Origin of the sequence: Flavobacterium segetis (assembly GCF_900129575.1) — a bacterium.
GTDB lineage: Bacteria > Bacteroidota > Bacteroidia > Flavobacteriales > Flavobacteriaceae > Flavobacterium > Flavobacterium segetis.
In genome coordinates, this window is the sequence record NZ_FQWE01000002.1 from 44,716 (window position 1) to 60,459 (window position 15,744).

The 15,744-nt window shown below is 32.1% G+C and carries 9 protein-coding genes; all 9 read right to left on the reverse strand.

Going from position 1 to position 15,744, the window contains the following annotated elements:
• Nucleotides 1-59 precede the first annotated feature (59 nt).
• Nucleotides 60-1,925, reverse strand: a complete 1,866-nt coding sequence (locus BUA99_RS02540; protein ID WP_072988683.1) for a trehalase family glycosidase — start codon at nucleotides 1,923-1,925, stop codon at nucleotides 60-62.
• 19 nt (nucleotides 1,926-1,944) lie between these two features.
• Complete coding sequence (locus BUA99_RS02545) at nucleotides 1,945-3,192, reverse strand: MFS transporter (RefSeq protein WP_072987862.1); 1,248 nt, start codon at nucleotides 3,190-3,192, stop codon at nucleotides 1,945-1,947.
• A gap of 9 nt (nucleotides 3,193-3,201) precedes the next feature.
• Nucleotides 3,202-4,137, reverse strand: a complete 936-nt coding sequence (locus BUA99_RS02550; RefSeq protein WP_072987865.1) for a carbohydrate kinase family protein — start codon at nucleotides 4,135-4,137, stop codon at nucleotides 3,202-3,204.
• A complete protein-coding gene (locus BUA99_RS02555) occupies nucleotides 4,138-5,316 on the reverse strand; it encodes a glucosidase family protein (RefSeq protein WP_072987869.1) in 1,179 nt (392 codons plus the stop codon).
• The gene (locus BUA99_RS02560; protein ID WP_072987873.1) at nucleotides 5,313-6,617 is read right to left on the reverse strand and encodes an MFS transporter; all 1,305 of its coding nucleotides are present in this window, start codon (nucleotides 6,615-6,617) and stop codon (nucleotides 5,313-5,315) included. Before BUA99_RS02560 ends, BUA99_RS02555 begins: the two co-directional genes overlap by 4 nt.
• Before the next feature lie 136 nt (nucleotides 6,618-6,753).
• A complete protein-coding gene (locus BUA99_RS02565; protein WP_072987876.1) occupies nucleotides 6,754-7,671 on the reverse strand; it encodes a GyrI-like domain-containing protein in 918 nt (305 codons plus the stop codon).
• Nucleotides 7,668-8,999, reverse strand: a complete 1,332-nt coding sequence (locus BUA99_RS02570; protein WP_072987879.1) for a vanadium-dependent haloperoxidase — start codon at nucleotides 8,997-8,999, stop codon at nucleotides 7,668-7,670. The genes BUA99_RS02565 and BUA99_RS02570 overlap by 4 nt, the downstream gene beginning before the upstream one ends.
• Before the next feature lie 10 nt (nucleotides 9,000-9,009).
• The gene (locus tag BUA99_RS02575) at nucleotides 9,010-12,282 is read right to left on the reverse strand and encodes a VCBS repeat-containing protein (protein WP_072988686.1); all 3,273 of its coding nucleotides are present in this window, start codon (nucleotides 12,280-12,282) and stop codon (nucleotides 9,010-9,012) included.
• Nucleotides 12,272-15,592: a VCBS repeat-containing protein gene (locus tag BUA99_RS02580; RefSeq protein WP_072987881.1), complete on the reverse strand. Its 3,321-nt coding sequence runs from the start codon at nucleotides 15,590-15,592 to the stop codon at nucleotides 12,272-12,274. The genes BUA99_RS02575 and BUA99_RS02580 overlap by 11 nt, the downstream gene beginning before the upstream one ends.
• Between the last annotated feature and the right edge of the window lie 152 nt (nucleotides 15,593-15,744).

A 15,744-nucleotide genomic window follows, 5' to 3' on the forward strand; every position in this document is an offset into this window, starting at 1 on the left:
TAGTGAATGATAAAGTTAAAAAAAATATACATTCAAAAAACAAAAAACGTCTTGCGTGACTAAAAAAGATCTTCTGGAGAGACTAATTCACCTAATTTAGTTTTTAGATCTGCATTTAAAATTTGTAAACCATATTGATACGAAGCATTGACCCAGCCAAATCCTTCTTTTGCGATGTAATCAAACTCAGTTCCCACATTACCGTACTCTGCAAAAACTTTATGAGAACTTATTTCAAGATCAAATTTCTCTGGAATTGTCCCGTTGTAATCCACAGCATTCCGAGTGATTAACCATAACCAGCGATAGACCATTTCTTTAGCTTTGTCTCTAAAATTATATTTTAACAATCCTTCCCATAATAAAATTTGATGAGGCGCCCAGCCAAAGGGATAATCCCATTGCCGTTGCGTTGTATAGATTGACAATTGTGCTGCACTAGATTTTGTGCTACCTGTGATACCTCCTGTTTTAGTAAATTGAGGTAACGCTACTTCCACTAATTTTTTAGCTTGGTTATCATCACACAATCCAGCCCAAAGAGGAAAAAATGTTGTTGCAGCTTCAAACGGAAGTTGCGTTTTGTTTACAAAATCATAATCAAAATACATTCCAGCTTGCTCATTCCAGCATAGTTCATTTATTTTATTTTTACGATAAATGGCTTTTTGTTTCCAGTCCTCCGCGGTATAGGAAACGTTATCCGTCTTGAAAGTAGATCCAAAATAAGTTTCAATTATATAGGCTATGTCTTTTTCATATTTATATAGAAAACTGTTTATGTCAACTGAATTTAAGTTGGCACACTTATTTATCAATCGATTGGTTGTGTCATGTCCACTTTCGCGCATGCTTCTGTCGTGAACAAAATATTCATCTAAATCCGCATCGACAATAATTCGCTGTAAATATTGTTTTTCAAATTCTCTTATTGGTAGATTATATTTTATTGCGTAAGGTTCCAATACGTCATCAAAATGTCCAGCCTCCACTTCAAATGGCATTCCAATTCCGTCCGCTTTATATCTATTTAGTCCCGTTACTGTCAATCGATTTCCCTGAATCATCCACACGGTGTTGTACTCTAGAATCATAGTTTCAAGATGACTTTGTAACCAGATTAAGCTTGGAATTCCCTTTTTTACAATTTCAATTATTAATGAGGAATAAAGCGGCGGTTGCGTTCTAGTCAAATAATAGCTTCTATTTGCGTTTAAAATTTTTCCATAATAGGTAATTTGATATTTAAAATTTTCAGCTATTGCAATTGCTTTATCTTTTTTGTTATCAATTAAAAGCCCAAGACCAATAAAATAACTATCCCAACCGTACATTTCATTGAACCTTCCACCTGGAACTATAAAAGGTACACCTTGTAAACTATATGTTTTTTGTTCCAAAGCCAAAGCCAAAATCCCTGGTTTGTCATTTAGAGTTTCAATATATTCCATAGAATAATTCTCTGGCATAATCTCTACTTTAAAGTTTGGCAACTCTTTTTCTAATTCTTGAAAATAAGCAACTCCCTGTTTATCTTTCGCAGAAACATGTAGTGTAGCCACCTCACTTGAAGTTTTCTCATCTTCAATAATTTGCATTAATCCTTTTTTATCGATGGTTCTGCTTAGCTCGTCCCAGTAATCGTCTTTAATTTTCCTTGAAATTCTCTCTACAGGATTTTCTTGAATGCGATTTAAATCAACCTCGCCTAAAATTAAATCACTTTCTTTGAGTACTGCTAATTCTTGTAATAAATTAGACAATTGATAAGTACCGATAATTTCTACCTCTGCTTTAGTATTTTGGTCCAGGAGAACAAAACGCTTTGGCCCATTGTCATCTTTTGTTATTTTTTTATCTTGATCTGTATCTTCCTGAGAAAGTAGCTTTTCAAAAACTTCGTTGATATTAATTAGAAATTTCATTTTATATTTTTTAGTTGAACTAAGCATTATCATTTTTGACTTCTAATTTTACCACATTTGATGCAGTTAATTTTTTCAAAACAAAGAAAGAAATCAATAATAACGACATAGGAATTAATGTATAGTAAAATGCATTTTGCGGACCTTCATTTTTAAATAAATAGCCAATAACTCTAGAACCTAATGTACCGCCAAGAGCTGAAAATACAACAATTAATCCCGTCATGGAACTATGAAGTTTTTGAGGTAAAGCACTTAGTACAACTGAATTTAATAATGGATATATAGGTGCTATAAAAAGTCCAACCAAAGGAAATGCAAATCCGATAAGAGGAATATCACTAAGAGAATTAATGTCCTTAACTTCTAAACCAACCGTTTTAGGAAGAACAAATATTACAATCAACATGGCTGCTATAATACAAACACTTAAAACCCAAATCCAACTTACTCGCTTTGTAATAACACCAGCTAAAAGCCTTCCTACAGCTAGAGAAATTGCTAGTATACTTGCCATCATTATGCTTATGTTCTCAGGTAGATGTAAAACTTTGCTATTAAAAGTAGGCAGCCACGACATGATCCCTTGCTCAATCATTACAAACAAAAACGCACTGATAACAAAAACTATGGTTAATAATTTTGCAAACAACTTAAACATTTGCTTGAAATCATCTATTAAATCAACACCTGGTATTTCCGTTTGATTATCGAATTTAGTAAAAAATAAAAACGCAAAAGATAATAACGAAATTGCGGCTAAAAGCCAATAAACATTTAACCAAGAGTCAGGATTACCATCAGAATTAAACGCTGGAAACAAGAAGTAGGCTAAAGCAATTCCTATCATAAACACGCCTTCAATGCTACTCATTAAACTATTATGCTCCTGTTGATTTCTAGTTATTGTTCCAATAAGAGAATAAACGGAAACTTTGATCAAAGCAAAAGAGACTCCTACGGTTGCGAAAAGAATTTTTGCCGTCTCAAAAGAATTTCCAAAATACATAGTGATACAAGCTATAGAAACTAAGCCTAAACCGATGAGCATCGCTTTTTTATATCCCAATCGAGGTAAAAATGATGCTATCAAGAAAGAAACGATAGCAATAGGTAAATCCTTGTAAGCTTCTAATACACTTGCTTGCAATTCATCAACACCATAATTTTTTTGTGCTTTCAAGATCACAATTCCCACACTATTTAAAAGAATTGCAAACACAAAATAATTGAGATACATTGCGAGTTTAACTGTACTGTTTTTCATAGGTTAGTTTTAATTTGTATTTAAATATTTATGAATATCTATATCGTCTGGCAATTTACCTACATACTGAAGTTTTAGCACTGCCAATTTTTGAGCTATTAAAATTGTTTCTTCAAATGTTTTTTTAGATAAAAAAGCATATAAAAATCCAGTCCAGAAAGCATCACCCGCTCCTGTAGTATCTTTTACAGCATCAATAGGTAAAGCACGTTGATTGTATATTCCGCTTTCAATATTGGATAGAACGACGCCATCCCTCCCTTTTGTCAGGCAAATGGTTATTGCACCCATATCATGAAAATACTTAAAAATAAAATCATCAGTTTTGACCTCTGCAAATAGTCGAAAACAATCGTCTTCACTAATTTTAACTAAAGGATTAGTGGATAAATAATTTTGTAAAATTTGCTTTGCTTCCTCTCGATCGGGCCAAATTTTTTCTGAAAAATTAATATCAATGCTTGTCTGCAGTCCTAATGTTTTTGCCTGTTTAGCACTATCAATTATTGTACTTCGTGCTGGATTTTTACTTAAAGCGAAACAAGTTGTATGAAATATCTTTGCACTTTTTAATAAATTCTCAGTAATTTGATGAGGTTGGATTTGACAATCTGCCTCACGATAGGGGATGAACTCTGGAGTACTAGAAGATTTTGAAACAAATATTACAGATGTTGGATGACTCTTTGATTTTACAATATGTGAAGTATCTACTTTCTTAGATTTCAATTTTCTAATAATGTATTCGCCTAAACCATCATTGCCGCAAGTTGCTACTAAAACGGATTTCAAACCTAGCCGTGCCGCATTTACTGCAACATTTGTAGGTGAACCACCTAATAATCTATGGTAATCTTTTGTTTTATTTATAGATGTATTCATCTCATGACCAATAAAATCAATCAGAACTTCGCCTACACAAACTATATCTATTGTCTTTTCCAATTAAATTAAAAATTTAAAATTACTGTGTAAACTCTGATGTAATAGTATAGCAGCAGCAGCACTCCAAGCACAAAAAGCGACACCATTTGCCTCTTTAGTATCACTATTAAAGTTCTCATAGAAACTAAAATCATCTACAGCATTAGCAGTATTTATAGAGTCAAGTATTTCTGAGGCTTCTATTTTTTTATCTTTTAATAAAAGTGCCATACCGTAAAATCCGTTCACCATTGACCAGCTACCTCCATTATGGAATTCAAACGGAAAGTTCCTAAACTCATATTTACAATTATTTTTAAGAAGATTCCAGTCTAAATCTGTTTCAAAAATCGGCGGCCAAAAAGCAGGCAAGAGCTTCAATTTCATTTCATTTTTAAGATTTAGTGAATACTTTATAATTGCATCTTGAAAATCATTAGATCCAATATTTAAAAACAGTGCTAATGAATTAGCAAATGCATCAAATTGTATTTTGTATCCTGCTGGAGAAAAGGAACACGGCATATAATATTGAATATCTATTTCATTATACGCCCTCTGATGGTATTTATCGCCACCAGAATCTGGTATAAAATTAATCTCAATTTGCCTTATAATTTGCTCAATTTTGGTCGTTATTAATTCATCCTCTATAAAATAATTATAACTTTTAAGTGCCCAAACTCGCAGCAATTGGTCATAAAGAACATAACCATCTGTAATATATTCATCAGCCCAATTCCCCGAAAGAGGCACGTACAGCAGCCCCTGATTATTAAATTCCCATGCTTCGAGTAATGCATAACACTTTTCAATATGACCATTAAATTTTGCCACAAACGCAAAATCATTAGTGTAATAAGCATATTGACAGACTCCAATCATAAACCAAGTTACAGCATCAACTCGGCCTGCTAAACCTCCATAACTTACCTCAATTTTTTCTCCATTAGTCATCACATTAGAAGGAATGGTTCCGTTTTTATGTTGATTATTACCTAATGTTTCTAGTGTTATTCGGAATGTTTGGATTAGTTTTTCATCGCCTGAAGCTAAAGCTGCTAATCCACAAATGACTCCATCACGAGCCCAAACTCGTTTATAGTTGGAAACATTATTTGTACTAGCAAGAAACCCTTCTGTAGATGAAACTTTTTGCAATAATTCAATTGCTTTACTATAATTTATATCGTCTTTCATGCGGTTCTTGATACATTTTTAGCTTGAATTAAAAGTGTGAAAAAAGTACCAATCAATAGTAATACGCCTGCAAAGGTTATAGCTTGACGTGGATCATTATCTAAAAAATTTCTCAAAACATATCCAAATGAGAGATTTTGAATGATCATAGGTATTACGATCATCATATTTATAATTCCCATATAAACACCGTATCTTTCTTTTGAAATTACGGCAACTACCATCAAATAAGGAATCCCCATCATACTAGCCCATGCAATTCCATAACCTATAACAACAACAAAGAATAAATATTGATTGTGAACAGTGGGAAAAAACAAAAAAGAAGTAGCTCCAAGCAAAAGACACACAAAATGAACCATTTTTGCTCCATATCTTTTAGCTAATTTTGCTAAATAAAAGGCTATCGAAAAAGTAACAATAAAACCAAAAGCTCCAATTAACCCATTCCATTCTACTGCTTTTTCATATCCAACAGCATTTTTTGGGGTTACATCCCACACGGACAAAGCAATACTTTTTGAATTATTCTGCCAGTAGCACATCATTGCATACCATTGGAACAAATAAACCAAGAAAAGTTGCCACATGACTTTTGGCATATCTAATACAGCTTTATAAATATCGATAAATGGCGAAAACAGATTTAATGGTTCGGCCTTTAAGCGCAATAATTCTGCTTCAGTTGGCGGAATTTCTTTTATTTTTCTCATACTCCACCATATTGAAGTTATTGATAGAATAGCGCCAAGAAAAAAGGAAGCATAAATCCATGTGGGCAGCGAACCTGTATACCCGATGAATATTAAAGGAAATAAAAATAGAGAGATGTAAGCCAAAAATTGTCCGAATCCTGTAAAAAAACTTTGAGCCTGAAAACCCATTGGCTGCTGTTCTTCGTTTAAGGTGTCAGCAATAAAAGCACGATACGGTTCCATCGCCGTATTGTTTCCCACATCTAAAATCCAAAGTAAACCTGCGGCCATCCACAAGGAGCTACTAAAAGGGAATAAAAATAGTGCTATACTACAGATGATTGCACCAATAAAAAAGTATGGCTTGCGTCGTCCCCATCGTGGATGCCATGTTTTATCGCTCATTGCGCCTATGATAGGTTGAATTAAAAGGCCGGTTAAAGGTCCTGCAAGATTTAATATAGGGATTTGATCTGGACTTGCGTGAAGAAAGTCGTAAATAGGATTTACAGCGCTTTGCTGTAATCCAAAACTGTACTGAATTCCAAAAAAACCAACATTCATATTGATAATTTGCCAAAAACTCAGTCGTATTCTTACGCTCATTTTAAATGATTGATTTGTTAAATTTATCTAAAATTAAATTTAAAATTCTCAATAAAAAACAGAATAACAACAAAAACGTTTTCGGAATAACCGAAAACGTTTTCGATGATACACAATTGAAAGTGATGTTTATTGTTTAGTGAGAGGAAATCGGCATTATAATCTCAGTTTTCCATTTAATTTCCTCGCCACCATTAAAAGGATTAGATAAAAAATGTTCCAAAACTCGATTATCAAGTTTAATATTTTGTTTTTTAGCATAGTCTATGAGTGCAAACCATGCTTTATCAGATGTTCTAAAATTACCGTAATAAGTAGCTTTCAGACCTTCAAAAATAGGTAATGTTTTAAATTTTACAACCTCATCAAAAATAATTTTAGTGCTTTTATCAATTGGAAAGCAGTAATTAAATTCAATAATCTCACTATTGAAATCCCACTTTGTGATTTCTAAATAGGGCCTTCCTTTTATCTTGATATTATTACTTGCCAAAAACCCTGTAATTATAGCGTCACTAGATATCATTTTTTGCGCCTTTTCTTGCAAAACACTTTTCAAGCTAATGTAGGCAACGAGACTTATTTCAGAAGCACCTTTACCATTGATTTTAACTTTAAAATTCTTAAGATGATCTTGTAAATCAGTTTTGAAATCAGCTATTTTTTTGATCTGCTCCTTTTTAAAATCAGTATTAAAAAAAGGCACTGATAATTTGTTGTAAAAACTATTATTGTAATCTTTAATACCAACACTTACTTTGGTGACAGAATCATTAATTGAAGCTAAAGTCCAAGTATAATCTATCCAAACTTCTTCTTTAATCATTTCTAATTTTATAAAGTCAAAGTTTTGTTTCTCGATAACAATATATTTCTCATTATTTTTTATAAGTCGTGCAGCAGCCCATTCTTGAACACCTTGATAAACTGTGCCAGTTGCAGCTTTGACCGTAAATGAAATACAATAATCTGATTTTTTAATTGCTAAATACCAAACTAAAAATAAAGTGATTATGGTCGTAACTACAATTATAATTTTCTTTCTTGTTGTCATTTCTCTTTAATCATTTTTAATTTTCCAACAATATAAACGCCAATAGCCTTCCCCTGATCCATACCATTCACAATTGCAGCTCGATAATGAATTCCACCATACAATCTGCTCATGGCTGCTTCTTTTGCGGCAGCATCAAAGGAATTAAAATTTCTTATCGGTAAACCAAATTGAACTTCTGTATCATCGGCATAACTAAAATTATCTCCAAAAACTGAAGATAAAATAGATGCGGCACACATTGAAACCACGGAATGTCCGCTAGTATATTCAGGAAAAGGAGGGGTTTGTAATATTGGTTTCCAATTCTCATCTATATTTTGATTAATAACAGTTTCTGGACGCACTACATTGCTTCTAAATTTTTCATCCCAGCAACTTATAAAACTTTCAAATGTTCCAATAGAGGTTTTAGTGTAAGCAAATACCGTTTTACTAAAATCAGCATTTGATTTTTTACATGCTATTTTTGTAATTCCCATCCAATGTGCTCCGGGTGTAATTTTCTTTTTGGCAAACATCATGTGTCCTTGTGTAACGGAAACATAAGGATTACAATCCCAAAATTGAGCCATTTTAATTTCCTCAGAGTCATCCCCTTTTTGAATCATTTGCTGGCTAATATCGTAAACCTCTTGAACATCCTTAAAAAAAGAAGAATTTTTTTCTAAGGAGTAAGTATAGGGAGGAATGGGCTTAAATTGAGAAGGTGACAGAAGAATTAAAGGCCTAATTTCTCCCCAATGTGGCTCTATTGCATCCATATAGGAAGGCGGAGTAGGTTGCCAACGTGCTGGCTGGTTTACGTAAACAGAAAACTTAGACATTGTTCTAGTTTGCTTATAATTATCTTTATCCATCCATGTTTTTATGCGGTTAGCTACTTTTAATCCGTATTCTTTAGAAATTATGAATTCCTTTTCATTCTGGTCACTCCATTTTTTATACAAGCTATCTCTAAATTTTTCTACAGTTTCTTCAGAAAAAACGAGTTGTTTGCTTAATTCCATGTGCGCAATTAAAGCTGCCAATGGTTGGTTAACTTTACTATTCTTTTCTAATTTTGGAATAGAATCTAAACCATTTAACTGATTTTGTAGGCTTATGTAATTTTTATTGTTTTGAGCTAATATTTCATAAGCAGCAATGTTAGGATAGACAAAAATCCTACTAGCTACTGGCGGCGAAAAAATATCATGAATCATTATTTGAGTGACATTATCAATAGCCGCATGATATTCATCAGTGGTAACAATAATAGATTGCTCCTTTTTGCACGAAATAAAAAGAAGAAAAAACAGTCCTACACTAAAAATTTTAACTTTCATTTTAATTTATTTATCGTTTCGTTTTGTCTTTAACTGCTTTAATTTCATAAACTTCAGCGTTCTCATTGTTAATTGTAACAATCATGTATTTCTTGTTCTTAAAATTAAGTATATTCAAATCCGTAACTGCTTTTTGAGTCAAATTAATACCTATTTGATTTCCTAAAAGTATCGTTTTCGTGTTTTTTATCAAAGCACCCGAAAATCCGTCAAATCGGCTGTGATAAGGAGAAACTCCAAAATAATTTCCTGCAGCAAACACTTCTTCTTTTAAATCTGAATCAAAATTTGATTTCACAAAGCTGCTAATGGGTGACACTTGCATTTTATTTTCAAATGGCACAAAAGTAAATTTCCCATTGTCATTTCTTAAATATCCTGATTTAAGATTATGAACTTCAAATAATTTACTTTCCTCTAGTTTAGTACGATCAAAAACCTCCTCAAGCGTTTTTCCTGCAAATGATTTATAGCTGTTGAATTTCTTTTTTAACATACCACTAAATTGCTCTGTTAAATCATCTAAACCTAAGGTGGTATAATACCTACCGTTTTTTTCAATAGCTACAATAGTTTCATAATTTCCATTACCATCAAAATCGTCATAATACATTTTCATTGGAAATTCTCGAGAAGCTTTAAATTTTGAATTCATCCCCCAATTTCCTACTAAATAATCCTCATCACCGTCTTGATCAATATCAAATGAAATGATTGATTGCCATAAACCGTTATTTTTATCTGTTAAAACTGTAGCTGTAACGTCAATAAATTTTCCATTTTTGTTTTGGAAAAAAGTAGGTTTCATCCACTCGCCTACTACAATTAAGTCTACTTTTCCGTCTTTGTTAAAATCAGTAAAGATGGCATCATTTACCATTCCTATTTTCTCGAAGATTTTATTTTGCACTATTGTAAAAACGCCATTATTGTTTTTTAACAAATAACAATCTGGCATACTACCAAACCTATTATTAACAGAGTTGTTACCAATAAAAACATCTAAATCCCCATCATTATCATAATCAAATGCTTTTATAACTGCTGCATTTTGTGCTACTTTGGGTAATTTAGATTTTAAAAATGTATTACCCTTTTTTAAGTAAAGTCTGTCCTCTAAGTCGGATGCGTTTTCACCTCCACCAGAAACTATAAACAAATCGTTAATTCTATCACTATTAAAATCACCAATAACAGCGGAAACATCTTCAAAAACAGAATCATTTTCTATCTCAGAAACTACTTTCTTTTTAAATCCATCAGTATCCTGAAAATAAATAGAAGCTTTTTTACCTTTAGAACCTCCAAAGAAAATATCGCTTCTGTCATCGCCATTTAGATCACCTATCGCAGTTGCAGGACCACGATCTGAACGTTGATAAGGAATTAGTTTTTGAACTAAAAAATCGGAATAATCATTTTCTTCATGCGTAAAATCTATTCCTAAGCCGTTTGCTACTTTAGTAAATAGGGGTATTATTGCAGGATGTAAAGTTGCATAATTAAAAGTTTTTCTAATCGATTTTACTTTTATCTCTAAAGTTTGATTGGTCTTTACATTTTTTACAGTTTGAAAAGTTTTATCAGGCCAAATTACTACCAATGAATCGACCTCTTTTACATTTCCATAACCAAAATGAATTATCGGTTCTGAAGAGGACTGAAATCCTCTTGTAGTTTGCAGCTCCTTAAATTGTCTCTTCCCCTTAGCGTATGAAATTACTTTGGTTCCTATTCCAAAGCTGTTTTTACCTGTAAATCTCAGTTTAACTTTTAAAAAATTAGACTTTTTGTTAGTCGTATTAATATAAATTGAAGCAATAGCGTTCGTATTATTAGTAATTACATCTAGATCACCATCATTATCAATATCCGCATATCCACTACCATTTGAAATTACAGAGTCATTTTCAATCCAATCTTTAGAACGATTTTTAAATTGTAAATCATGAGCTCCTTGAAAAACATAATTGGTAACATTTCCAGCTGGCATTCGTTTTAAAGCTTCCTTGTCTAATAATTTAGTGGTGCTTATTTTACTTTTTATTTGATCATTAGAATAGTATTTTACATAATCTAAGTCATTTGGTCGCTTTGAAATTCCATTACTTATAAAAACATCTTGTTCGCCATCTTGATCATAATCACCAAATAATGCACTCCAACTCCAATCAGTTGCTGCAATTCCACTTAATAAAGCCGTTTCAGTAAAATGAGTTCCAGCTTGGTTTAACTGCAACATGTTTCTAGAATACTGGTAGTGATAACCTAATTTTTTAGTTCTTAATTTTAGCATTTGTATGTTATCATCTCCTAATGAAGTTTTTAACACTTTCTCTTCTTCGGGAAGCATATCTAAACTTAAAATATCTGGAAATCCATCGTGGTTTACATCAGCGACATCTACGCCCATTGAAAATCTAGAAGTATGACCAAAATATTGCTTTAAACTTTCTGTAAAAGTTCCATCGCCATTATTTAGATAATAATAGTCGTCTTCATGAAAATCATTTCCAACATAAATATCTGGATAACCGTCTAGATTAAAATCGGCTACGGCCAATCCCAATCCATATCCATTTGCACCACCAAAAATTCCTGCTGCTGCACTCGTATCAATAAATTTTCCATTATCATTACGAAACAGTTTATCTCCAGATTCAAAATTTCTAATATTTCTACTGGCCGCGTTTCCAAAAGAAGATTCTGAATGTACTGCGTGATTTAGTAAATACATATCTAAATCTCCATCTAAATCATAATCGAAAAATGCTGCAGAAGAGCTATAATTATCTAAATCTAATCCGTATTCTGCCGCGCTTTCAGTAAAAGTATTGTCTTTGTTATTAATGAATAATTCGTTATGCCCCTCAAAACCATTTATACCAACTACAGCGCAAACGTAAATATCTAAATAGCCATCGCCATTTACATCAGCCATTACTGTTCCTGAATTCCAATCGCTCGAACCTTCAATTCCAGCTTTAATAGATATATCTTTGAATTTATTGTTTCCTTCATTTAAATACAATCTATTTTTGCCTTGATTTGAGGTAAAATAAACATCTACTAAACCATCATTATTTATATCGCCAAGAGCTACACCTCCGCCATTGTAGTAATATAAATAATCTAAAATTGAAATGTTTTTTGAAGGAACTAATTTATTACTGAAGTTAATATTGCTTTCTGTTGGGGCTAATTTTTGAAACAATTGCCCTTCCTTTTTTGAGCAACTCATCAGCAGCAATAAAATCAGTCCTGCTTTAAAATTATTTTTCATTTCGTCTAAAAAGTTTAGGAGTATTATCATTAAGGATAGCTAAAACAGATTCTTTTTTACTTTTATCCCTTACAATCTCAATGTGCTTAACCTCTCCCTTAATGAAAAATCCTGATTTATTATTTGGCATCCAAGTAAAATTTCCATTTGCGCTTCCTAACAAAACACTTCCATAATTTGAATCTAATCTTGAAAACTGCGGCTTAAATTCATACTGATTTCCACCTAAAATTAAATCCATAATTCCATCACCATTCACATCCATTGTACAAATTGCATTTACAGCAGAATATTGAACTTCTTTTGGAAGCGCTTTAATTTCAAATTTACCATTTCCTTTGTTTATTGCAACAACACTTTCCTGAATAGTAACTATTTTTTGAATAGAATTCTCAATCACTTCTTTACTAAATAATTCTTGAAAAGTTTTTGTTGAATAATCAGCATAAGTCAAATTTTTCTTTTTGATGGAAGGAATCTGTTTCGCTAATTCTTGTTTTAGATTAAGCGGTAAATCCTTACCATTTACAGATCTTGTTGCTATTTGTTCAATGGTCCCGTTATTGTCAAAATCATTTATGAATAATTTCAATGGATTTCCTGTAACAGGCTTGTATGTGGTGTTCGTTCCTCGGTTTCCTAAAACAAAATCTTTCATCCCATCATTGTTTAGATCTACACATGTAATAGCATTCCAGAAACCATTATAATCACTAAGGTTTGATTTATAAGTCGTCAAGCGACGCCCACTATTCTTGAATATCATGGGAGAAGTCCAATCACCTACAATTATTAAATCTTTCTTAGCGTCATTGTCAACATCTTCCCATACGGCAGCTGTAATCATTCCTACCGCATTTATTTTGAATGCAATTTTATCAATGACATTTATAAAATTTCCTTTACCATCGTTTTCTAATAATAGATGTTTAGGGTCTATTCCATAGACACCAGCTACGCTTCTACTTGCAATAAAAACATCAATATCACCATCATTATCAAAATCATGTGGTGCAATTATAGAGACGTTGTTATTTGTCGTTGGAATATTCGCTTTACTTTTTAGAAAAATACCTTTTCCATTGTTCAAGTACAATCTATTTTTATAATTTGCCTTGTCCTCTTTTTCGTTTCCACCGGAACCTACTAAAAGATCTATGTCGCCATCATTATCTACATCAAAAAAACTTGCCGCTGTGTCTTCATAACTTGAATCGAGATCGAGATCTTTTTGAGAAGAAGCTGAAAAACCTCCTTTACCATTATTGAAATATATTTTCCCGCTTTGCCCTTTGGCTCCGCCAATAAAAACATCATCATTTCCATCACCATTAACATCATTAACAGCAAGTGAAGGTCCTTCTTGTGAAATCATTTTCGAAATCAGACCCTCATGATCAAAGTCTATATAATCGTTCTCTTTATGTGCTGCAAATGAACTTTTAGTTTCTGTGAATAATGGTTTGAAAGAATTAATTCTTGGAACAAAATCTAATTTAGCATCTCTAATCTTTAAGGTTTGAGTAGAATTATTTTTTAACTTATTTATGGTTTGAAATTTACCATTTGGCCATATTACACGCAACGAATCAATCTTTTTAGTTCCAATTCCAAAAGTCATCACATAATCAATAGACGATTGAAAACCTCTTGACGGGATTAGTTCCTGTCTCAAAATTTCATTAGCCGAAAAAAGTTCAACCACACTTCCGATCGCAAATCTATTTTGACCGTCTCCTTTTAATTTTATTTTTAAAAAGTGGTTGTTTTTGTTTTTCTCTGAATTATTGCGATAAACAAATGATTCCATATTCACGTTATTTACAACTAAATCTAAATCGCCATCATTATCTAAATCACCGTAAGCCGCACCATTAGAAAAACTAGGAGTATCAAATCCCCAATTCATCGCTTCATTATTAAAAGTTAAATTTTTATTATTTCTAAAAGCATAATTAACAATAGGAGTGGTTGGCATTTTACTAATAATAGTTTGAATTTCTTCTTTTTTACCAGTCACTACCATTTTTTGCATAAACTCATTTGCGAAAAAATCAACAAAATCTTGATTGGTTAAATCATTGTAAATTCCATTACAAACAAAAATATCTTTGTAACCGTCGTTGTCCATATCAAATAATAATGCGCCCCAACTCCAGTCTGTTTTTGCTACCCCAGCATAGTTTGCAATTTCAAGAAAATTTTTGTTACCAGTATTAATTTGCAGAGTATTTTGCATATATTGCGTGTAAAAATCAAGATTTATTTTTCTAGTAAATAAATCATAATTTTCAAAATTTGTGGTAGTTTTTAAACGATCATCCGGTTCTGGTAACATATCCGTTACAAAAATATCAGCTTTCCCATCATTATTGACATCGGCCATGTCAGCTCCCATAGAAGATTGACTTATGTGTGATGTCCAGTCTTGAATTTGCTCCGTGAAAGTCCCATCTTTATTATTTATATATAAATAGTCCCTTTCATAGAAATCATTTGAAATATAAATATCGGCATATAAATCTCCATTTACATCGCCCACAGTAACGCCAAGACCAAAGCCTATTAGACTGCCGTAAATTCCTGCTTCTTTACTTACATCAATAAATTTACCGTCATCATTGCGCAGTAATTTATCACCACCACCTTTTAATATTTGAGCAACATCCCAGTCTTTATCTCTTAACTCGCGTTTATTTGAATAATTGAGACTACTTACTGGAATAAAACTATTATTTAAAATATAAACGTCCAAGTCACCATCTTTATCATAATCAAAAAATGCTGCATGTGTGGTTATTCCCGTATCAGCTAAATTGTACTCTGCTGCTTTTTCAGTAAAAGTAGTATTTCCATTGTTGATGAAAAGTTCGTTTTTTTGTTGATCTCCTAAATTATTTCCTGCGTTACAAACATAAATATCAAGTAGGCCATCTGCGTTTAGGTCTACCATAACAACTCCTGTTGACCAAGTTTTGGTTCCCTCAACACCAGCTTTTTTAGAAATATCTTCAAATTCAAAATTTCCCTTGTTAATGTAAAGTTTATTTGTACCAAGATTTGAAGTGAAATACACATCTGAAAGTCCGTCATTATTGACATCTCCGATAGCAACTCCTCCACCATTATAAAAATTTCTATATTTAAAAATATTCATATCAGCACCGTTTTTAACCTCATTTACAAAATTAATCCCTGTTTTAGAGGCAGCTAATTTAGAGAACAAAGTATCATTGTTTGCTGAATTTTCTTTTGAACAATTTAAAAAGAAAAAAGGTAAAAGTAGAAATAAAAAAAAACGAATAAACATATTATATTTTAGTGTTTTAGTGTTTTAGTTGGAAATTGCGAATGTATGAATTGCCTAAATTATATAATATTGACACAAAAAAGAATAAAAATAGTTATAAAATAAAGAGGATAATAAATACCCTCTTTATGACTAACTCAAAAAACACCTTG